Source organism: Polynucleobacter hirudinilacicola (genome assembly GCF_002192535.1).
Classification (GTDB): Bacteria; Pseudomonadota; Gammaproteobacteria; order Burkholderiales; family Burkholderiaceae; genus Polynucleobacter; species Polynucleobacter hirudinilacicola.
Window position 1 is genome coordinate 1,026,935 of the sequence record NZ_NAIA01000003.1, and the last position, 22,504, is coordinate 1,049,438.

A 22,504-nucleotide genomic window follows, 5' to 3' on the forward strand; every position below is an offset into this window, starting at 1 on the left:
AGTACATTAGATTCGATATATAACTAAATTCATAGAGTAGATGTTGCATCTAAATCACGATACTTAAATACTACTTTTTATTTTTATTATTAGTATTTATATACTAGTAATAAAACAATAGATTTACACCTGACCAAGATATATTGAGTAAACGCAATAAAACTCAATGCAATGCGCCATTCCTCCTATTAGAATTCTTTGATGAACACAAAGAATCCAGAAATCAAAATGATGCAAAAGCTCCTAGAAGTAGGAGCTTCGCTCAGCAGCGAAAAAGATATTGATCAATTACTTGAGAATATTTTGCAAGCTGCCATGAGCATCACCAATGCTGACGGCGGATCCATTTATCGACTCACCGAAGACCAGCACCTGAAATTTGAGATTCTGATTACCAAAAGTAAAGGGGCGCATTTAGGCGGCAAGAGTGGTACACCCATCCCCTTCCCGCCGATAGCTATTAATAAACCCGATGGTAGCCCTGAAATGTCGCGGGTGGTTTGCTACGCCGTTCATAAAGACGAGACTATTAATATTCCAGATGCTTATAACGCTACGGGGTTTGATTTCTCTGGAACTAAATTATTTGATGAGAAAAATAATTACCGCTCTCAGTCCTTCCTGACGGTGCCCATGCAAAATCATGAGTCTGAAATCATTGGGGTAATGCAGCTCATTAATGCTACCGATGCAGATACCGGAAAGATCCTTCCTTTTTCTGCAGCCCAACAAGAAATCCTAGAAGCTTTAGCATCCCAGGCCGCCATTGCCTTAACCAATCGACTGCTCATTAACCGCCTTGAGGATTTGTTTGAAGGCTTCATTAGCATGATTAACGATGCGATTGATGACAAGTCGCCATACACCAGCGGTCACTGCATGCGGGTACCTGAGCTCACCGTGATGTTAGCGGATGCAGTTAATAGCGCTAAAGCAGGCCCGCTCAAAGATTTCACGATGACAGATGGTGATCGTCACGAGTTAAAGATCGCAGGTCTACTGCATGATTGCGGAAAAATTACCACACCAGTTCATATTGTGGATAAGGCCACTAAGTTAGAGGCTATTTTTGATCGCATCGCCGTGATTGATTTGAAGGCGCAAATTATTCTGAGAGATATTGCCATTGAGGTAAAAGAGGGAACGCTAGATGAAGCAACTGCGCTGACGAAAAAGACGCAATTACTAGACGATCTCGCTTACTTACAAAAAACCAATATCGGTGGAGAGTTTATGTCTAACGCGGATATTGAACGCGTGAGCGAAATCGCACAGCGCTATACCTGGAAAAATAGCGCCGGCGAGCAAGCTCCATTCTTAAATGCGGATGAGATTAAAAACTTAACGATTCGTGCCGGCACCTTAACTGAAGAAGACCGCCAAATTATTAATCACCACATCGAAGTGACTATTACGATGCTGGAAAAATTACCTTGGCCCAAACACCTTAAAAATGTTCCCGAATATGCAGGGGGTCACCACGAGCGCATGGACGGCAAAGGCTATCCAAAAGGCCTTACCCGCGATCAAATGTCAGTACAAGCAAGATGTATGGCTATCGCCGATGTATTTGAAGCGCTAACCGCCTCAGATCGACCTTATAAAAAGGGTAAGAAGCTGAGCGAGTCATTAGAAATCTTAGGAAAAATGAAGCTTGGCGCTCATATCGATCCCGATCTATTTGATGTTTTCATCTGGGAAAAGGTATATGAAAAGTATGCCTCGAAGTACCTGCCAGCTGAGCAAATCGATGAGATTGATGTGGCTAAGATTCCAGGCTACAACCCGCCACCAGAGAATTATTTCAAGGCCTAATCTAAGCTACTAGCAACAAAAACTACTTTTTTTGTTGCTAGCTATTTTTTCGAATGATTTTTATTTAATAGTTGCGGGTAAGACTAACGCGACGGATTTCCGTTACAGCCAGCTGAGCTATATCACGCAGCTTTTCGTATTTATCTTCCTCTAATGGCGCCAGAGAATCGATTTGCGCGTAGGAAGAGGTGACAAAACGGTCGCCGTTTTCTTTACTGTAGCGCATCACTCCAAATTCAACCCTGCTACGCTCATCCGTGGTTAATCTACTAATGAGATTTTTGCTAGCCCAAATCGTGCCATGCCTTGCAAAGTCACTTAAACGGGCAGCACGATTAATCGTATCGCCCAGCACTACGAATTCAACATGATTGGCGGACTGGAAGCTACCTAACCACTCCTGCCCTTCGTGTAAGCCAATATTGAGTTGCAGTTCAGTTAGCCAGTTCTTTCTAAACTGCCAATCAGCGCTAATCTTGCGCATTGCTGCTCTTAATTCATCAGCGCAAGCAACGACATTAAAGAGGTAATTGCTCTCTGGTTGCGGGAAGAAGTAGTAAACCACTCCATCACCCGCATGCTTCCCATGAGTACCGGTGTATTTACGAAGGATGGGTCCCATGGTGGACCAGATTTGATTAATCAACTCAAAATATTCATCCGGCGGAAGTTCGGAGCAGATACGAACGGAGTTTTGCAAGTCGGCCACCAGCACTGCTAACGGTGTCATCACCGGCAGGCGCTTGCTTAACAAATTCTGAATAACCTGGTCGCGTCTTCCTAAGAAATCAAGCAGATCATCGCCGCGATCCTCTGCCAAAGTATGAATGACCAAAATACCTTCGCGGAAATACACCGCATAAACTCGATAGCGTGTTGGCACACCATGAATATCGGTACGGAATAAATCCAATTCGGCAACAGACTGCTGCTGCCCTTTTTCATGATCTGAATTTGCAAAATCAATATCATTAAAGAGGCTTAACAAATCGGGATCTGCCGCCAGCACCAATTTAGACAAGGCCTCACGTCCCACTCGAGCGCTTGCCAGGTGTATATATAAATTGGCTAGCGCCTTTTGATCCAATAGGCTGATGCGTGCCTCAGGACGAGAGAGCAAATCGAATAGATTACGCTCGGCACTTTGTGCAGGCGGAGTGTTAAAACGGAATATTTCTTTTCGTGCGGCCTCATTCAACCAGGTCAACTCGAGGTTGTAATTGAGCATATAGGCAGGCTGAGACAAGCCTTCAAGTGATAAAGCCATGGAAGAACTTGACCTGGACTTCTCAACAGTAGTTGTACTTGAGCCGCGCTTCTCAACACCGACACCAGCTCGACGACCACTTTGCTTGGCCTGCCCTACGCTTGCTTGGACAAACGCGGTATCTTGCTCTACATCTAATAAATCGTTGGTTTGCGAGAGCCGCTCTGCAATGGATGCCATATTTAGGCCCTGCGACTTGAGAAATTGAACAGTCTGGATGGTGTCTAAGGCGTCATCTGGAAAGTAACCCAATAAACGAGCAGTACCCTGCACCACCTCTTCGGATGGCGACTGAAATACAGGCTTAGGCAAGATGCCAAGCTGTATATAGTTATTGAGAGTCGCTCTAGAAATGCCGGATAACTCCAGCACTTCTTTACTTGAAATCATTTATACACATGTCCAATTTAACTGGCAGATTCATCAAAGTGCCGATGAAAATACGACGCCGGGAGAGTATTTATACAGCTATCTCAGTAATTTAGACACTTATTTAAATAGACAGGTGTATAAAGTTGCATGCAAACAACAATGATTTTAGCCACTAGAAGCCTCTTTTAGGTGTTTTTGAAAGTCAGCCCCAGACACAGGCCTACCAAATAGGTAGCCCTGTCCAATTTGACACCCTACATCTAGTAGTATTTGCCGCTGCTCTTCAGTTTCAACGCCCTCAGCAATAGACTGCAGATTCAAACCTGATCCCATAGTGATCATTGCTTGCACCAAAGCCCGATCAGCGCTCGCCCGCCCAATTTGCGAAGTAAATGATGAATCAATCTTTAAGAAATCAAAATTAAAATTTCTGAGGGCGGAAAGGGAGGAATATCCCGTTCCAAAATCATCAATCGCAAACCGAAATCCGGCTTCATGTAGCAGCGCAATTTTTTGACTTACTCGAGCATTCTGATTCATCATCGTGTGCTCAGTAATTTCTAGTATCACCCTTTCGGTGGATAGATTTAATTCATGTAGATACTCAATCCAATTTAATGCTGAGTGCTTATTCGAGTTGAACTGGGTCGCAGATACGTTAATGCCAACGCTAATATTGTTTGCCGACGCTGGCAGGGACAACAAAAACTGGCACACTTGACGAAATACCCAATCACCCATTTCGATGATCAATCCAGAATCCTCTGCCACCTCAATAAAATGTTCTGGCAAGATTAAGACGCCATCATGTCTGCGCCAACGTAATAAGGCCTCAGCATGAATCACTTCCTTGGTTTTGAGATCAACTATCGGCTGATAGAACACATCGAATTGGTTTTCTTGTAACGCTGTTCGCAATTCAGAAATAATTTTCATCTTACGGTCAGCCAACTCCTGGAGTGACTGAGTAAAGTAGTGGAAACCATTTCGTCCTTGATTCTTGACTGCATACATCGCCTGGTCAGCCTTCATCAGCAAGCCCTTAGTGCTATTGGCATCCTGTGGATAGAAGGCGATCCCTAGGCTGGCTGATATATGAAATATTTGTCCGTCAATCTCTACAGGCTCAGCCAAGCGATCTGTGATTCCCAGCAATACCTTGTCAATATTTTGGGGGCTATCTAAGTCATTGAGGATGATGGTAAATTCATCTCCCCCGATACGTGCAACGGTATCGGATTCGCGCACCTCTTCTTTAAAGCGATCAGAAACCCTTCTCAGAATCTCGTCACCAACATCATGACCCGAAGTGTCATTAATATCTTTGAAATGATCTAAATCCACGAATAACAATGCAAAAGTATTTTTGGCACGATCAGCACGTTTAATAGATTCATCCACACGATCTAAAAAAAGACGTCTATTTGGCAGACCCGTTAAAGCATCGTAGTTTGCCTGTCGATTAATAATTTCTCGGGTTCTCTTTTGGTCTGACACAGGCGAAATCAGACCAACGCGTTGTCGCACAAATCCTGAATCATCTAAGGCTGTAAAAATTGACAGAAATCCTAAATATTCAGCATCTGTCTTGCGTTTAATCCAAACCTGCCCTTCCCAGTGCCCAACAGAATCGAGCGATGGAATTAAGTCCGAGTATGAGCGGGCTCCATGGGCTTTAACCAGGATCGATGGCAAATCTTTGCCAACGATTTCAGACTGGGCATACCCCGTGATCTCCTGGAATACATCATTCACTACCAAAATCGTATTTTTACCATCCATAATGAAGACGGCCTCTCCGATAGCTTGATAAACGGAGGATGTGATTCTGAGCAGATCTTCGTCATGCTTTCTTTCGGTTAAATCAATACCGTAGATAGCAAATTTATCTCCCGCTTGGACTGATCCCCAGCTAATGTATTTCTTGGCGCCATTTTTACAAGTAGTCCAAGTTTCTAGTGGGGCCATGACTGATTGAGTTTGACGGGCTTGATGCAGGCGATGACTCCACTCCCTCTTCATCTCCTGACGATATTGGGGGTCTGGGTAGACTAAGTCCCACCACTCATCACTATTACTCAAATCCGTGGCTTGATAGCCCGTTAGATCGGTGTAGGCTTTATTGACAAACTCCACGGATCGTTTATGAATATCTAGCAGCGCCATAGACACAGGCATGCGCTCAATAATTGCCCTGAAGCGCCCTTCCATTTGCAGCAAATCATTTGTCTTGTCTTCAATACTTTCGATAATCAAACTGACTAACAAGCCCACCAGACACATCAAGCTCAAATAAGCCCAAATACTAATTGGGGCTGGGTCATTCATCAGATTTTTATTAAAAAATCCGTGGCCCTCATAAGCACCCAGAATAGACTGCAAGACAGTCATGGCTAGGATAAGCATCGCTCCATGTCTGCCGTAGCGCAAAGCTGCAACCAACAGAATTGGATAGACGAAATATCCTCGGTTCAGAAATTCAATATGGGCAAATTGATTATTTAGCCAACCAAAAATAACTGCTTGCCCAAATAAAAATACTAGTCCGAAAAAAACCAATACCTCGTATAACTTTGGCGCACGAAACCAGTCCCTAGGTACTGTTCGCCAAACCAAAATAACAGGCGTGAAGAAAGCAGCGCCAAAAAAATCACCCACAAACCAAGTATAAAAAATATTGAGGTAGGTTTCGTTTTCTAATAGATCTGCGTTGATCAACAAGAGTGTGCTGAGAGAGCTACTAATCAAAGCAGTAATGACAGACACTACAAATAAAGAGGCGATATCTAGAATCGAAGTGATATCTTTATTGAAGGAAAAAACATATTGCAGCAATAAACTGCCCACTAGAGCAGCGACCGTACTGCCAGCTGCGAGCTGAAAAGCGATCAATAAATCAAAGCCACCCAAGAATTCACCAACAACGGCAGCAACAAAAATAAAAGGCCAAAAACGGTTGCCATAATTGAGCAACATGGCAAGGCCAATACCAGCCGGCACCCAAATCATGCTGGCGCCAGAACTGTTCGAAAAGTTTTTTAGGATATAACCAGCAATATAAGCATATAAAATTGACCAAAGGATCGCTGAGGCAATTTCACGATTTTTCATCAAAGGATGATTCTGAAAGCGACTTATTAAGTTCATTTATGGAGCAGTCAAATATTGGTTTTATTGGCCCTAGCTTTTAATCCAGCGCCTGCCAAAAGAATACCCCAACCTTACTCATTTCGTTAAAATTGAATCGCCCACCTAGATAGCCCCTCATCGGGTTAATATTTGCTATGAGCTCCGTCACCATTCAACCCCAATCCTATGATTACCCAGCACAAAATGCCGCTGGAATAACCTGTACTGCTCAAGCCTGGGCCAATGTACCGCCCCCATTACAGGCAACTGAAAAAGCCGCGATCGTTTCACGGATCAAACAGCTTTTGAAGGAAAAGGATGCCGCTTTAGTGGCGCACTACTATGTTGACGGTGATATTCAAGACCTGGCCTTAGAAACCGGGGGTTATGTCGCAGATTCTCTAGAAATGGCGCGCTTTGGCAAAAATCATTCTGCAAAAAACTTAATTGTGGCTGGCGTTCGCTTTATGGGCGAAACCGCAAAAATCCTCAGCCCAGAAAAACGGGTCTTTATGCCGGATTTAGATGCTACCTGCTCTTTGGATCTTGGCTGTGATGCAAAGGACTTTGCAAAATTTAGAGCACTCCATCCTGACCGTGTAGTGGTTGTCTATGCCAATACCAGTGCGGCAGTCAAGGCTCAGGCTGATTGGATGGTGACTAGCTCCTGTGCACTGGCCATTGTTCATCAGCTCAAACTCGATGGAAAAAAGATCTTATGGGCGCCCGATCGTCATCTTGGTCGCTATATTCAAGAACAAACCGGCGCCGACATGCTTCTATGGAATGGCGCCTGCATTGTGCATGATGAATTTAGAGCGGTAGAGCTTGAACTTCTCAAAGCTAGTCACCCACATGCAATGGTTTTGGTTCACCCTGAATCACCGCAAGCCGTAGTAGATTTAGCGGATGTGGTTGGCTCTACTTCAGCCATGATCAAGGCCGTAGTAGATGGCACAGCAACTGAATACATTGTCGCAACCGATAAGGGCATTCTGCATCGGATGCGTCAATTAGCGCCCAATAAGAAGCTGATTGAGGCCCCCACTGCTGGCAATAGCGCCACCTGTAAGAGCTGTGCACACTGCCCGTGGATGGCAATGAACGGTTTACAAGGAATTCTCAATTGCCTTGAAACATCCTCTGGCGAAATTTTTGTCGCAGAGCCCATCCGTCTCAAAGCTCTGACCTGTATAGAGCGCATGTTAGATTTTACGAAGAATCATCCTGATCTATTAGCCAAAGCCCAGCATGGCTTTGTAAAAAATATTGGTGCTGCTTAGTTTCATCATTTCTTTTAATTTTTGATTTAGAAAATTGTGCGTTTATGTTTGATCACAACGAAACCTTAGAGCAAGCTCGCCAACGCAATATTCATGATGCGCTTATGGAAGATATTGGCAAGGGCGACTGGACTGCCCAATTGGTTCTCAGTAAGGCTGTTCAAGCGCAATTGATTGTGCGCCAGGAAGCAGTGTTGTGTGGCGTCGATTGGTTCGAAGGCACGCTGAAGAAATTAGACCCCAATGCCAAGGTAACCTGGAGTTATATCGAGGGCGACCTGATGAAGCCAGATACCAAGGTATGCGACATACAAGCCAACTCGCAAGCCCTACTCTCTGCTGAGCGCACTTGCATTAACTTCTTACAAACACTCTCATGGACAGCCACTATCACCCGTCAATATGTTGACGCCATTGCGGGTGCTAGCCCTAACCCCCAAGGTTGCGCGGTACTAGATACCCGCAAAACGATTCCAGGATTACGTCAGGCTCAGAAGTATGCAGTACGGGTTGGCGGAGGAAAAAATCAACGTCTCGCCTTATGGCATGGCATTCTGATTAAAGAGAATCATATTGCGGCTGCGGGTAGCGTCACAGCAGCACTAAACAATGCTCAAGCGCTCAATGCAGGAGTGGATATTCAAATTGAAGTAGAAACTTTTGCTGAGCTTGAAGAGGCTTTGTCAGCTGGTGCAAAAAGCATCTTGATCGACAACTTTACTACCGAGCAAATGCAAGAGGCCGTTGCGCTGACTGCAGGTCGAGCACTACTGGAAGCATCAGGGGGTATTAATTTAGATCAAATGCGTACCATTGCTGCTACAGGTGTTGATCGTATCTCTCTTGGAAAACTCACCAAGGATGTTTTAGCAGTCGATTTTTCAATGCGTATCTTGGGATAAGGCTAAGCCTTTTCATCCCCTTCACTACCCTCTGATTGCGGTGTCAGGATTGTTGGGTACGAGACCGCCCAAGTCCCAGGGTAATCACGACTGTAATGTAACCCTCTGCTCTCCCTGCGCATCAGAGCTGATCTGACGATGAGCTCTGCGCATTCTAATAAGTTCCGGAGTTCAATGAGGTCGCGTGTTACTTTAAAGTTGGCGTAATACTCCTGAACTTCATATCTGAGGAGTTTAATTCGGTGAAGTGCGCGCTCCAATCGGCGATTGGTTCTCACAATGCCGACATAGTTCCACATGAGTGAGCGCAATTCATCCCAATTATGAGCAATCACCACCTGCTCATCGGCATCTTCCACTTGGCTCTCATCCCAAAGAGGCAAATCTGGCATTGCTGGTGTCTTGGAATTCGAAATATCTTCTGCTGCAGCCTTACCAATGACCACACATTCCAAAAGTGAGTTACTCGCCAAACGATTAGCACCATGCAAACCAGTATAGGTAGCCTCACCTACCGCATATAGGCCAGGTAAATCAGTGCGGCCTTTTAAATCGGTCACCACACCTCCGCAGGTGTAATGGGCTGCAGGCACTACTGGTATTGGCTCTTTGGTGATATCTAAACCCAAGCTGAGGCAACGCGCATAAATCATGGGGAAATGTTCTTTAACAAATACTTCACCTAAATGGGTAGCATCCAGATGCACATAATCTAAACCGTGCTTCTTCATTTCAAAGTCGATGGCACGGGCAACAATATCTCGAGGCGCTAACTCATTGCGCTCATCATGCTCTGGCATAAAGCGGGTGCCATCAGGAAGCTTTAATAAGCCACCTTCACCCCGCATGGCTTCGGTAATTAAGAAAGTGCGATCACTGGGGTGATACAAACAGGTTGGATGAAACTGAATAAATTCCATATTGCCCACGCGGCAACCTGCACGCCATGCCATTGCTATGCCGTCACCTGTAGCGGTATCAGGGTTGCTTGTATAGCGATAGACTTTACCAACGCCACCAGTAGCCAGCACAACTGATTTGGCTTGAATCGTTTCTACACGATTATTTTTAATATCTAAGGCATAAACACCATAGCAACGATTTGGCTCGGTGCGCTGTATCTTGGCATCGAGTTGACGATTGGTAATGAGATCAAGCGCAATCCAATGTTCCAGAATACGAATATTTTGATGGGACTTAGCTTTATCCAACAATACTTCATGAATGGCTTTTCCGGTTGCATCTGCGGCATGGGCAATACGACGGTGACTATGGCCACCTTCGCGAGTTAAGTGCAAACCCATAGGCCCAGTTTCATCGGTGGTGAACGGGACACCCTGCTCTACTAACCAACGAAGTGCCTCAGCGCTCTCTTCGGCAATATAACGAGCAGTCGACTCAACGACTAAACCAGCGCCAGCATCTAATGTGTCAGCCACATGTGAATCAATACTGTCATGCTCTTTATCTACAACACCCACAATACCGCCTTGTGCCCAGGCAGTCGCTGCTTCACCTAAGCCGCGTTTCGCCATCAAGATAACGGGCTGGGTTTTAGCCATATGTAAGGCAACAGTCAAGCCAGCTAATCCAGCCCCAATGATCAGGACAGGAAGCTCAGCTTTTGCAGTGGTATTTACAGAGGATTTGGAACTGGCCATAGAGGGATCATTCTAACTGGCATTAGAAATATTGGTTACGCTTAAATTTCTGCATTACGAGGCATAAAAGGAAGTAATTCATCTAATTTAGATATAGAAAGTGCCATTAAACAATTGGCAACAAAGGTAGGCGGAAGATCTGGATTGTCTATACAAGCTCGCTCTAATCGAACAAAGAATTGCATTTGCTCCTCTTCCGAATAATCCTTATCTGAGGCTAAAGCCCTCGCATATTTAAATAAATTACGCTCTAACATTAGGTACTCAGCATTTATGTGATGGATAGCAAAGACTTTGCCTTAGCCCTTACTTCAGCTAGAACTCCAGGGTTCACTTTATTTTTGTATTTTGCTTTTCTTATTTTCCAATCAAGCGACTTGACCTGATCAGACAAGACCGCAGATTGAACTCCATCTATTTCAACCAACACTTCAAAGGGATAGCCTTTAATCTGGGTTGTTAATGGACAGCAAATCATCAAATTAGTTTTTTTGTTATAGACCTCTGGTGTCAATACGACAGCAGGTCGACGACCCGCTTGTTCCCTTCCTGCCTGAGGATCAAACTCTAACCAGACAATATCACCAGCTTCTGGCACATAAGCTCTAACCATTAGAGAAGCTCTTTACCAAGGGGGCCACCAAAGTCGGCCTCACCATGTAAATTCTTAGCAGTAATTCCGGACAATAGCTCATCCAGTGGATATTCTTGTTTCGCCATTGGCTCAATCACAATTCGACCCTTTTGTACTTTTACAGAGACAAGCTGATCAATATTCAATTGGGCGGATTTCATCACCGCAGCATTTAAACGCAAAGCTGGGCTATTACCCCACTTTTTAATAATTGTTTGCATATGAACCCCTCTAAATGTATCTACATTGTATCTACATCACCCAATGCAAGCAAGTCAAAAGAAAAAACCCCGCCATAAGGACGGGGTTTTAGGGGTCTCTTCAAGTTAAACGTTAGACATTTCCTTAGATCCGCCTAGGGCGTTTGTGCCATAACCCATGATCTTAGCCACTTCACCGCCCTTAGCTATCTTCACGGCGCAGTACTTAAACTCCGGAATCTTGCCAAATGGATCTAGCGCTGAATTGGTGATCAAGTTCGCTGCAGCTTCATAGTAGGCAAACGGAATGAAGATCACACCTCTAGGTGTACCGTCATCCCGTCTCACATGGATACCGACCTTACCCCGACGTGATTGAACAGTAATGACATCGCCCGCTGTAACCCCTAACTGGGTCATATCTTCACCGTGCATAGATACGGTAGCCATCGGTTCAATTGCATCCAGCACAGTGGCACGACGAGTCATACTGCCGGTATGCCAATGCTCTAGCTGACGACCCGTTATCAGTACAAATGGATACTCAGCATCTGGTCTCTCATTGGCAGGAATGATGTCTGCAGGAACGAGTTTGACCTTGCCGTCAGCTGTAGCAAATTGGTCGTCAAAAACGATTGGGCGACCCGGATCCTCGAGTGATAGGCATGGATAAGTTACGCTAGACTCTTTTTCAAGGCGCTCCCATGTAATACCGTTAATAGCCCCATGCATTGCCTGGCGCATTTCGTCATAGACTTCTGCGACACCTGCGTCAGGACCTTGGTAATTCCAATTGAGCCCCATACGTTTAGCAATTTCCTGGATGATCCAAAGATCTGGCTTGGCATCCCCAGGAGGTTCAACAGCTTTCTTGCCCATCTGCACCATGCGGTCTGTGTTACTGGCAGTGCCTACTTTTTCTGGCCAAGCACTCGCAGGCAAAACAACGTCTGCCAGCAATGCGGTTTCAGTCATAAAGATATCTTGCACTACTAAATGCTCAAGAGATACCAAGGCATGACGAGCATGGTTTAAATCTGGGTCGCTCATCGCTGGGTTTTCACCTTCGACATACATGCCGCGAATCTTATCCGGGTCACTATCAGGCGCAGTGATCTTGTGCATGATTTCAACAACGGTATATCCAGGCTTTTTATCCAATGGAGTTCCCCAGAATTTTTCAAACCAAGCATGCGCCTCTGGGTTATCTACTCTCTGGTAATTCGGGAACATCATTGGGATCAAACCAGCATCACTAGCACCCTGCACGTTATTTTGACCACGCAATGGGTGCAATCCGGAACCGGGCTTGCCGATTTGACCGGTAATACTCACCAAGGCAATCAAGCAACGGGCATTATCGGTACCGTGGACGTGCTGACTAACGCCCATGCCCCATAAAATCATTGCCGATTTAGTAGTAGCAAACTCTCTTGCTACCTCACGCAAGGTTTCTGCTGGAATACCGCAGATTGGCGCCATTTTCTCTGGGCTATAACCCTTAATGTTTTCTTTTAAGGCTTCGTAATTATTAGCGCGGTTCTCAATAAAATCTTTATCCGCCAGACCTTCTTCGATAATGGTGTAAATCATGGCATTGAGCATGGCCACATCAGTATCTGGCTTAAATTGCATCGTACGCCAAGCATGCTTACCGATCTCAGTCATGCGAGGATCACACAACACAATTTTTGCGCCGCGTTTAGCCGCATTCTTAAACCAAGTTGCTGCTACTGGATGATTTGCGGTTGGGTTAGAGCCGATTAAGAAAATCAAACTGGAATGCTCAACATCGTTTACTTGATTGCTGACCGCACCTGAACCTACGCCTTCAAGCAAAGCAGCGACAGATGATGCATGACATAGACGGGTGCAATGGTCGACGTTATTGCTACCAAAACCGGTGCGGACCAATTTTTGAAATAGGTAAGCCTCTTCGTTACTGCCCTTTGCCGAACCAAAGCCCGCCAATACTTTATTACCGTATTGATCCTTAAGCTTCTTCAGCCCGCCACCGGCAGCCTCCAAAGCCTCTTCCCAGCTTGCTTCACGGAAGATGTCGGACCAATCTTGCTTCCCTTCGAGCAAAGCTTCGTCTTTGGGTACGCCAGGCTTACGAATCAATGGTTTCGTTAAACGCTGAGGGTTATGGATGTAATCCATACCAAAGCGCCCCTTCACGCATAAGCGATTGTGATTGGCTGGACCATCACGACCTTCGACACTGACAATCTTGTCATCTTTAACGTTGTAGGTGATCTGACAACCAACACCGCAGAATGGGCAAACAGAGTCTACCTTGCGATCCACTGTTTGGGAGCCAATGAGCCCCTTTGGCATCAAGGCGCCTGTAGGACAGGCTTGCACGCATTCTCCACAAGCAACGCAGGTACTCTCGCCCATAGGATCATTGAGATCAAACACAATTTCGCTATGTGCACCGCGCATGGCATAACCAATCACATCGTTCACCTGCTCTTCACGGCAAGCACGCACACAACGATTACATTGAATACAAGCATCTAAATTGACAGCCATCGCTGGATGAGAAATATCACTACTTACCTTCTCGCGACGCAATGCTTTTAACTCAGGACGAACCGTGACAGCCATGCGCGTAGCCCAAGTACTGAGTTCGCCATGCTGATTCTGCTGCTCTTCTTCTTTGCTGCTACCAACCCACTTAAAGCCCTCATCCGGCATATCGGATAGCAACATCTCTAAAACTAGCTTTTGACTCTTTACAGCTCGCTCACTATTGGCCTTGACTTCCATCCCTGGCGTCGCGCTCCTGCAGCAGCTAGGCGCCAGAGTGCGCTCACCATTAATTTCAACCACACAGGCTCGGCAATTACCGTCTGGGCGATAGCCATCTTTAAAACACAAATGGGGAATATCAATGCCATGACGTTTAGCAGCCTTAAGGATCGTTTCACCTTCATAAGAAAGGATCGTCTTGCCGTCTAACTTAAACTCAACTGTTTGCAGTTCAAGTTCTTTAGGATTGGTGGGTGCGTTCATGTTTGTCTCGTTGTTCCCTGATGATTTTGAGTTCTTTTGTTCAACAACTTCTTTATTTAACTTCTTCTGGGAAATATTTATGAATACAACGAATAGGATTTGGTGCTGCTTGGCCAAGACCACAAATAGAAGCATCTACCATCACAGTAGCTAGGTCTTCTAAGGTTTCTTGATCCCAGGATTTGGCTTGCATCAATTGAGCCGCTTTACCAGTGCCTACACGGCAAGGGGTGCATTGACCACAACTCTCATGCTCAAAGAAATGCATCACGTTCAAAGCCATATCACGCGCTTTATCGTGATTACTGAAAACCATGACTGCAGCAGAACCAATGAAACATCCATAAGGTTGCAAAGTATCGAAATCAAGTGGAATGTCATTCATAGTAGCGGGCAAAATGCCGCCAGATGCTCCACCAGGTAAATAGCCATAAAACTGATGGCCATCCTGCATGCCACCACAGTACTCATCGATCAACTCTTGAATGGTAATACCGGCAGGCGCCAACTTCACACCCGGTTTTTTAACACGGCCACTGACGCTAAAGCTACGCAATCCCTTCCGATCATGGCGACCAAAAGAACTAAACCACTCCGGACCACGTTGCACAATATCGCGCACCCAATAGAGCGTTTCAAAATTGTGCTCCAACGTTGGCCTCCCAAATAAGCCGACTTGAGCAATATAAGGTGGGCGCATGCGAGGCTCGCCACGCTTACCTTCAATACTTTCAATCATGGCGGATTCTTCACCGCAAATGTAGGCACCAGCGCCACGACGCAATTCAATATTCGGCAACTTAAATGGTGGATTCGCTTTCAACTTTGCCAACTCAGACTCGAGCAACTCCCTGCAGCCGTGATATTCATCGCGTAAATAGATATAGCAAGCATCAATGCCTACTACATTTGCCGCAATTAATAATCCTTCTAAAAAGCGATGTGGGTCACGCTCTAAGTAGGTACGGTCTTTAAAAGTTCCTGGCTCACCTTCGTCAATATTGACTGCCATTAATTTTGGAGCAACTTGATCCTTCACGATACGCCACTTACGACCCGCCGGAAATCCTGCGCCACCTAAACCACGAAGACCAGAGTTTTCCATTGCTTTGATGATGCTCTCAGCATCTTTCTTGCCTTCGAAGATTTCTTTAGCTAAAGCATAGCCGCCTTGAGCACGATAAGACTGATATCCAACATAGTCAGGAGAAACTGCTTGCATCTCGCCTTGAGGGGAAACACCCTGCTCAGCTAGAGATGCCGGCTCAAAAATGGCATCGTCTTTTGCCATTGGCTGGGTAGTGAGATTATTTTTGACAGCGGCAGATACTTTATCTACTGTGGCAAATAGCACTGGGTACTGATGCACTACTGCGATAGGGGCCTGCTCGCAACGGCCCACACAAGGAGCTGCAGCAACTTTTATATTGGGGTTGCCTAAGATATCCGGTAACTTTGCCAGCAGATTTTGTGCGCCAGCCAATTCACAAGCGATACCATCACAAACACGAATGAGGATATCCGCCACAGGATCATTACCGCGTACTACTTCAAAATGATGATAGAACGTGGCAACCTCATACACTTCCGCCATCGGTAAATTCATTTCTTTTGCCAATGCAACCAAATGTCGATCATGCAAAGCACGATACTCATCATTGAGCTTGTGAAGATTTTCAATGAGCAAGTCGCGACGATGTGGCGCATTGCCAATTAATTTGCGGACCTCTGCAAGGGATGCATCATCTGCCTGGCGTCCCTTCAGCTTACTCTTGCGACGAATGGTTTCTCGTAAATCATCTGCAGTTGCAACCGCAACAGCTTTGACTTCTCCAGAAGGCTTCGGATGATTCATATTTTCTAGTCTCTAATTTTTTATATTTATTGCTATTTTTTGCTTTGTACTAAGGCAGAGTTTTTTGCATTTCGCGCATCAAAAATCAATCCCAGCCAGACACTGAGCATGCCTTAGACATACAAAATAAGGCTTAATTTTGGGTTATTTAATACCCTAAGTCCTTGACGGCGCTCAAGGACTTGAATTAAGGGTTTACCCTATCAAAGTAAGGATGGGTATGGCTTATCGCCAGGAGGAAGGGAGTAATCCAACTTGCGCTCATACAACCTTGCTTTATAGCAATCCTGGTAGCCTTTGCTGCCAATTTGCCAGCCAATTGAAGTGCAATCGTCTTGAGCAGCTGATTCAATGGAGCCGCATCCAGTTAAACCCAGCACAGACAGAACCATGACGATAGAGAGAATATGCAATTTTGTTGAATTCATAGGCTCAAGTCTACTTGATTCTGACCTCGACATCGAGAGGAATACCCTCTTTTCCAGCCCCTACCGCCCTCACTTCACCCATCTGAATCCGCTCTTTTAAGCTCGGGTCGGCTTTGATCATGTAGCCGTACGCAATCTTGGCACGCTCATGAGCTAGCTCTCTTAGTTCGGCATCGGTGATCTCAGTGCCAGCAATGAGCTCAGCATGGAGTTGTTCGTTGCGCTGCTCGTTGTCTGGCAGCATCAAAAGACGCTGTCCGAGTTTGATGCGTCCAATGTATTGAGCATAAGCTGATTTAAGCCCAGCCTGAACCCTAGGGTCCGACATACTAGGGGTTGGAACAGGTTCACCTGGGGACAACTTAAAACCAGCGTCTATTAATATAGCCGTGTCCGCTTTTGCTCTCGCGAGCTCTTTCTTATCTTGCACTGGATCATATGTGCCAATAATTTCTATACTGGAATTAGGTCGCTTCACAAGATACTCGCCAAACTTTTCTAAACGATCTTGGTCATCCACTAAGAAAACTGCTTCCCCAGGGACAGCGTTCACCCCCTCATTTGCCCCTAAGCCCATTAAAGCACCCAGCGCCCTAAAGGGAGCGGTGGCAATATTGGTCAGCACAGTGCTAATAGCCTGCCATACCAACCCGCTAGCGCTGAACTCAGGGGAATCTACATTGCCCGCAATACGAACTGTGACATCGATCGTGTCATCAGAATCTTCAAGCAAGGCTATTGCCAAACTCAGGGGTAATTTCTTACCCTTGAAGTCTGGCACCTCTTCACCCAACTCTACTTTTTTAATAATGATTTGATTGCTGCCACTTAAATTACCATCTTTTGCTTTGTAATTTAAATTGAGATTGAGACGACCGCTAGCGATTTGGTAGCCAGCAAATGAAATCGCAGCGGGGTTAAGGGCAGATAAAGGCAGATTCTTAAAACCCATCTGAATATCATGATTACGTCGCGGATCATCAAACGAAGCCTGCCCCCTTGCCCTCATACTTCCCGATCCGGCAACTACCCCATCCATCGCAACTGTAGCGAAACGGCCAGGAGTATTACTCACACCCAGTAAGGTCGCATTGAACCTCTTCACATCCACTTTGAAATGAGGTCGCATCGCCAAATCAGAGAAGAACACTTCGCCATTTTTGAGATTCATTGAGCGAATATCCAAATTGAATACAGCAGAGTTGTCAGTTGGAGATGCGCTAGCTGTCTCAGCACTTGAATCTGTTGCCGGTTTAGCAAATAGCCTTCTGAAATTAGAAAATCCCTCTTCGTTAATTTCAAATTGAAGAATTGGACTATCAACAATCAGTTCGTTAATTGCAAGGACATTTCCAGCACCTTGTTTTGACTTCAGCATCTGGTATTCAAATTGGCGAATATCTGCCATTTTCCAAACAATCAGTGGCGTTTTTTGACCCATTTCGATAATCGCTAAATCCGCAAGATGAATATCACCAGTCACTGAATCGACATCACCACCAAGCTTCACACTAAGCTCTGCATTGATGGCACCACTTTTGCCTATTAGCTCTTTATTGGCCGGCAAAAGTGGAATGATAGGTGCAGTTGCCAGATTCTGAATCTCTAACTTACCATCTACTGATTTTGCTTCGGTATTGAAATCCCAATGAGAGAGCACGGCACCATCATCTAACTTCACATTTAACTGCACTCCCAAATTACCTGAACGTGAATTATCCAATCCGCCCGTAATAGCAACATGCTGATAGGTGACGCTTTTATTAATACCCGGTATTAATACTTGCAAAGCACCCAGATTGAAATCATATTGCCCGCGCACGCCTGACACAACTCCATGCTGATCGTAGTTCGCCACATCAAGTAACTTCATCGTAAAAGGCTTAAGCTCTTCTTTAAATCCAGAAGAGTCATCCAGCAAACGGAGTGAAGCCGAGCTCACCTTCAATTCGTCGATCGATATTTTGATGGGCTTCTGAGGCTTGCTGGGATCTGCTGGTGGCACCACCTTGTCAATTGCAGCAATCAACTCCTGCCAATTCCAGACCCCTGACTGAGTACCCTTGGGCAACTTCTTCTCCACCACAAGCTTGGGCTCCTGCAGCAAAATCTCAGAAAAACCGATTTCGCCAAGAACGAGTTTGGTCCATTTCAGCGTAATGACCAGCTTTTTAAACTCCAGTAATTTAGAGTCGCCCTCTTTTGCCAAATGAAGACCATCTAGCTCTACCTTAAGTCTTAAGGGGGAGATACTGAGGTCTTGATAAGCAACAACGTAACCAATCCTCTCACCCAATTCAGATGCAGACTTTTTAATGAAGCCAGGGACAAAGAGATGAGCTCCTGCCCAAAACATCATGATGCAAGAAAGCACCAAGATGATGACCCTAGTGAGCCACTTTATTAAGCGAGGGTATGATTTAATTACCATAATCAGAAACGAAAAACGCCGTAATGATGGTCGGTTACTTAGTGCGCGGGAGGGAATCCAACCTTTTGCGCCCACATATTATTAAATACATGGATCACTCAATTGATAATGAATATGGTGGATGTTTTGTGGTTACCCGCTTAGTAATATGCTCAAAATTTTGCCGCTCAGCGATGAATGCTTCTACTACGACTGGGTCAAAATCACTTCCACTCTTACTTATAATTTCAGCATAAGCCTCTTCTATGCTCCATGCTTTTTTATAAGGACGAGTGCTGACTAAAGCATCAAATACATCTGCTACAGACATAATTCGAGCCTCAATTGGAATATTGTCCCCATGAAGTTTCCTTGGATAACCACTGCCATCCCACTTTTCATGATGAGCACCAGCCACCCTCATAGCTGTTGAGATCAAATCAACTTCTAGATCTTCAGATTGCGCGGCGGCCAAAATATTTTCTCCAATTAATGCATGGCTATAGATGAGTGATTTTTCTTCATCTGTTAAACGACCTGTCTTTTTTAGAATGTGATCCGGTATACCCACCTTACCCAAGTCATGCAAGGGAGCAACTTTAACTAATTTTTCAATATGCTCATCAGATAAAGTCTCGGGACAATAACCCATGCTTTGCAATCGATACGCAAGTAGCTTTACATACTGCTGAGTACGAAGAATATGACTACCAGTTTCATTATCTTTTGCCTCTGCCAAGGAATTCAAAGCAGATAGCATTTGATCCTCCCTAACCGTAATTTTGCGCTTAGCGGACTCTAGGTCATGCAAATACTTTGTCATTGGTCGCGTTACCGTCCATCTCACAACAGGGATGGTGATCAAACTTAACAATGCGATATCCACAAAAACTGTGGCTATATTCGATAGAGTTCCAAGAGATGGAAGGATAAGCATAATCAGGGCTTCACCAGCACAAATTGTGACGATGAGGACTGCATTGAGCCGATGAATCGGGATGTATTTCTTACGCAATCAGAGTTCTCCTTGGTGAAATCTGATAAGGATCATCCTAACACTAAATTAATTGCCTTGGTGCAAAATGATAGGGATTAGAGCTGCAAATAGATATCCCCCCATAGAAAATACTTTCTATCTGACTTTAAATAAATAAAAAACCACCCGCGGGTGGTCTTGTGTGGAAAGCAAAATAAACTTATTTAGAGGCCAACTGTATAAGTGGCTAGCACGGCTGTTATTGAAGTTGCTTGATAAGTTTCTTTGTCGCCTAGGGCGCTATCAAATCTCTATCACAGGATTTTCAATCCCCAACTTATATGACCGCTGGCGAGAAAAATGAAAAGCCACCCCGTAGGATGGCTTTGGTAAAGACCTTGGTAATGCCTAAAGACTTGGCGGAAGGGGCGGGATTCGAACCCGCGGTAGGCTATTAACCTACGCACGCTTTCCAGGCGTGTGACTTAAACCGCTCATCCACCCTTCCGTACAGCCGTTGATTATACGTTTGCCAAAAGGGTTTCTGCCAAAAGCTGATGCCTGCTTGCTTATACAGACTCTTTTAGCTGCTCCAAGATATGTGGATTTTCAAGCGTAGAGGTATCTTGAGTAACCTCTTCACCTTTGGCAATCACGCGCAAGAGACGACGCATGATCTTGCCAGAACGGGTCTTAGGCAAGTTATCACCAAAGCGGACATCTTTTGGTTTTGCAATTGGGCCAATTTCTTTGCCAACCCAGTTACGCAATTCAGTCGCAATCTTCTTAGCATCTTCGCCTGTTGGGCGACCGCCTTTAAGAACTACGAATACACAAATGGCTTCACCAGTGAGTTCATCTGGGCGACCAACCACTGCAGCTTCAGCGACTAATGGATTAGCCACCAAGCAAGACTCGATTTCCATGGTTCCCATACGGTGACCGGAGACGTTCAGGACATCATCGATACGACCGGTAATGGTGAAATAGCCAGTATCTTTGTTACGGATTGCGCCATCGCCTGCAAGATATAAAGTTCCGCCCAACTCTTCTGGGAAATAGGATTTCACGAATCGATCAGGGTCACCCCAGATGGTACGAATCATTGAAGGCCATGGACGCTTCACAACCAAGATACCGCCCTGACCGTTCGGAACATCCACGCCAGCTTCATCAACGATAGCCGCCTGAATACCTGGCAATGGCAATGTGCATGAACCTGGAATCATTGGTGTTGCACCCGGCAATGGTGAAATCATGTGACCGCCAGTTTCGGTTTGCCAGAAAGTATCAGCGATTGGGCAGTTAGAATTGCCAACATTTTCGTAATACCACATCCATGCTTCTGGATTGATTGGCTCACCAACAGAACCTAAGAGGCGCAATGAAGATAAGTCATAGCTCTTTGGATGGACTGCTTGATCATTGCTAGATGCTTTAATCAATGAACGAATCGCGGTCGGTGCTGTATAGAAAATAGATGCTTTGTGTTTTTGGATCATGTCCCAGAAACGGCCAGCATTTGGATAAGTTGGCACACCTTCAAACACAATCTCAGTAGCGCCAACAGCGAGTGGGCCATAAGTAATATAAGAGTGGCCCGTTACCCAACCAATGTCAGCAGTACACCAGAACACATCATTTGGCTTAATGTCAAAGGTCCACTTCATTGTGAGAATCGCCCACAAGAGGTAACCGCCTGTAGAGTGCTGCACGCCCTTTGGTTTACCAGTAGAACCTGATGTGTACAGAATAAATAATGGGTGCTCAGCGCTGACCCATTCTGGCTCGCAAGTCGCGGCTTCATTCGCCATGATTTCTTGCATCCAAACATCGCGGCCTGCAGCCATCACAATATCAGCGCCAGTACGCTTACTAACGATCACATGCTTTACCTTAGGGCATTCGCCAGTGGAAAGAGCCTCGTCACAAATTGCTTTTAATGGCAATGCTTTGCCGCCACGGAACTGTCCGTCAGCAGTAATCACTGCAACTGCACCGACGTCCATAATACGATCGCGCAGTGCTTGTGCAGAGAAACCGCCGAACACTACAGAGTGAATTGCGCCAATACGGGCGCAGGCTTGCATCGCCACAATGCCTTCGATAGTCATTGCCATGTAAATGATGACGCTGTCACCAGACTTAATACCCATCTTGCGCATTGCGTTTGCCATTTTGCAAACGCGCTCAAGTAACTCTTGATAGGTCACTTTAGTCACTGTGCCGTCATCCGCTTCAAAGATCAGGGCAGTCTTAGCACCTAAACCAGCTTCAACCTGACGATCTAAACAGTTATAAGAGGCATTTGTTGTGCCATCTTCAAACCACTTATAGAAAGGCGCTTTAGATTCGTCTAAAACTTTAGTAAATGGCTTTTTCCAATAGAGATTTTCTTTAGCAAGCCGACCCCAAAAACCGTCATAATCCTGATTCGCTTCAGCGCAAAGCTTCTGATAGGCGTCCATACCCGGAATAGCAGCACCCTTTACAAAGTCTGCGGGTGGGTTAAATACGCGGTTTTCTTGCTTTAATGGTTCCATGCTTCGCT

At 45.3% G+C, this 22,504-nt stretch carries 15 protein-coding genes and 1 tRNA gene; 3 read left to right on the forward strand and 13 right to left on the reverse strand.

The window, feature by feature from the left end; genetic code table 11:
* Window positions 1–201 precede the first annotated feature (201 nt).
* Window positions 202–1,815 carry an HD family phosphohydrolase gene (locus tag B6A14_RS09215; protein ID WP_087910160.1) on the forward strand — a complete coding sequence of 538 codons (1,614 nt, stop codon included), beginning with the start codon at window positions 202–204 and terminating at the stop codon, window positions 1,813–1,815.
* Window positions 1,816–1,879: 64 nt separating this feature from the next.
* Here B6A14_RS09215 and B6A14_RS09220 read toward each other — a convergent pair whose 3' ends face one another.
* Entirely contained in the window at window positions 1,880–3,472 is a 1,593-nt protein-coding gene (locus tag B6A14_RS09220; RefSeq protein WP_087910161.1) for an adenylate/guanylate cyclase domain-containing protein, read from the reverse strand.
* A 147-nt stretch (window positions 3,473–3,619) separates the two neighbouring features.
* The gene (locus B6A14_RS09225) at window positions 3,620–6,565 is read right to left on the reverse strand and encodes a bifunctional diguanylate cyclase/phosphodiesterase (protein WP_236635706.1); all 2,946 of its coding nucleotides are present in this window, start codon (window positions 6,563–6,565) and stop codon (window positions 3,620–3,622) included.
* 173 nt (window positions 6,566–6,738) lie between these two features.
* Here B6A14_RS09225 and nadA point away from each other — a divergent pair, with 173 nt between their 5' ends.
* Entirely contained in the window at window positions 6,739–7,866 is a 1,128-nt protein-coding gene (gene nadA, locus B6A14_RS09230) for a quinolinate synthase NadA (RefSeq protein ID WP_087910163.1), read from the forward strand.
* A 44-nt stretch (window positions 7,867–7,910) separates the two neighbouring features.
* Window positions 7,911–8,768 (forward strand): carboxylating nicotinate-nucleotide diphosphorylase, encoded by an 858-nt coding sequence (nadC, locus tag B6A14_RS09235; protein WP_087910164.1) that lies wholly within the window; start codon window positions 7,911–7,913, stop codon window positions 8,766–8,768.
* A gap of 2 nt (window positions 8,769–8,770) precedes the next feature.
* Here nadC and nadB read toward each other — a convergent pair whose 3' ends face one another.
* The 11 genes from nadB to acs form a co-directional block, all read right to left on the reverse strand.
* Window positions 8,771–10,429: an L-aspartate oxidase gene (gene nadB / locus B6A14_RS09240; RefSeq protein ID WP_087910165.1), complete on the reverse strand. Its 1,659-nt coding sequence runs from the start codon at window positions 10,427–10,429 to the stop codon at window positions 8,771–8,773.
* Window positions 10,430–10,470: 41 nt separating this feature from the next.
* Window positions 10,471–10,686, reverse strand: coding sequence for a hypothetical protein (locus B6A14_RS09245; RefSeq protein ID WP_087910166.1), 216 nt, complete (start codon window positions 10,684–10,686; stop codon window positions 10,471–10,473).
* Window positions 10,687–10,700: 14 nt separating this feature from the next.
* Complete coding sequence (gene mazF / locus B6A14_RS09250) at window positions 10,701–11,042, reverse strand: endoribonuclease MazF (RefSeq protein WP_087910167.1); 342 nt, start codon at window positions 11,040–11,042, stop codon at window positions 10,701–10,703.
* On the reverse strand, window positions 11,042–11,284 hold the full coding sequence (locus B6A14_RS09255) for an AbrB/MazE/SpoVT family DNA-binding domain-containing protein (RefSeq protein WP_087910168.1): 243 nt from the start codon (window positions 11,282–11,284) through the stop codon (window positions 11,042–11,044). The genes mazF and B6A14_RS09255 overlap by 1 nt, the downstream gene beginning before the upstream one ends.
* 105 nt (window positions 11,285–11,389) lie before the next feature.
* Window positions 11,390–14,284, reverse strand: coding sequence for a formate dehydrogenase subunit alpha (fdhF, locus tag B6A14_RS09260; RefSeq protein ID WP_087910169.1), 2,895 nt, complete (start codon window positions 14,282–14,284; stop codon window positions 11,390–11,392).
* A 52-nt stretch (window positions 14,285–14,336) separates the two neighbouring features.
* Window positions 14,337–16,139 (reverse strand): NAD(P)H-dependent oxidoreductase subunit E, encoded by a 1,803-nt coding sequence (locus B6A14_RS09265; RefSeq protein ID WP_087910170.1) that lies wholly within the window; start codon window positions 16,137–16,139, stop codon window positions 14,337–14,339.
* Between the two features lie 203 nt (window positions 16,140–16,342).
* Window positions 16,343–16,567: a hypothetical protein gene (locus B6A14_RS09270; protein ID WP_087910171.1), complete on the reverse strand. Its 225-nt coding sequence runs from the start codon at window positions 16,565–16,567 to the stop codon at window positions 16,343–16,345.
* Window positions 16,568–16,577: 10 nt separating this feature from the next.
* Window positions 16,578–18,998, reverse strand: a complete 2,421-nt coding sequence (locus B6A14_RS09275; protein ID WP_087910172.1) for a DUF748 domain-containing protein — start codon at window positions 18,996–18,998, stop codon at window positions 16,578–16,580.
* Window positions 18,999–19,092: 94 nt separating this feature from the next.
* Window positions 19,093–19,992 carry an HD-GYP domain-containing protein gene (locus B6A14_RS09280; protein ID WP_087910173.1) on the reverse strand — a complete coding sequence of 300 codons (900 nt, stop codon included), beginning with the start codon at window positions 19,990–19,992 and terminating at the stop codon, window positions 19,093–19,095.
* A 378-nt stretch (window positions 19,993–20,370) separates the two neighbouring features.
* Window positions 20,371–20,461: transfer RNA gene (locus B6A14_RS09285), tRNA-Ser, on the reverse strand.
* Window positions 20,462–20,522: 61 nt separating this feature from the next.
* A complete protein-coding gene (acs, locus tag B6A14_RS09290; RefSeq protein WP_087910174.1) occupies window positions 20,523–22,496 on the reverse strand; it encodes an acetate--CoA ligase in 1,974 nt (657 codons plus the stop codon).
* Between the last annotated feature and the right edge of the window lie 8 nt (window positions 22,497–22,504).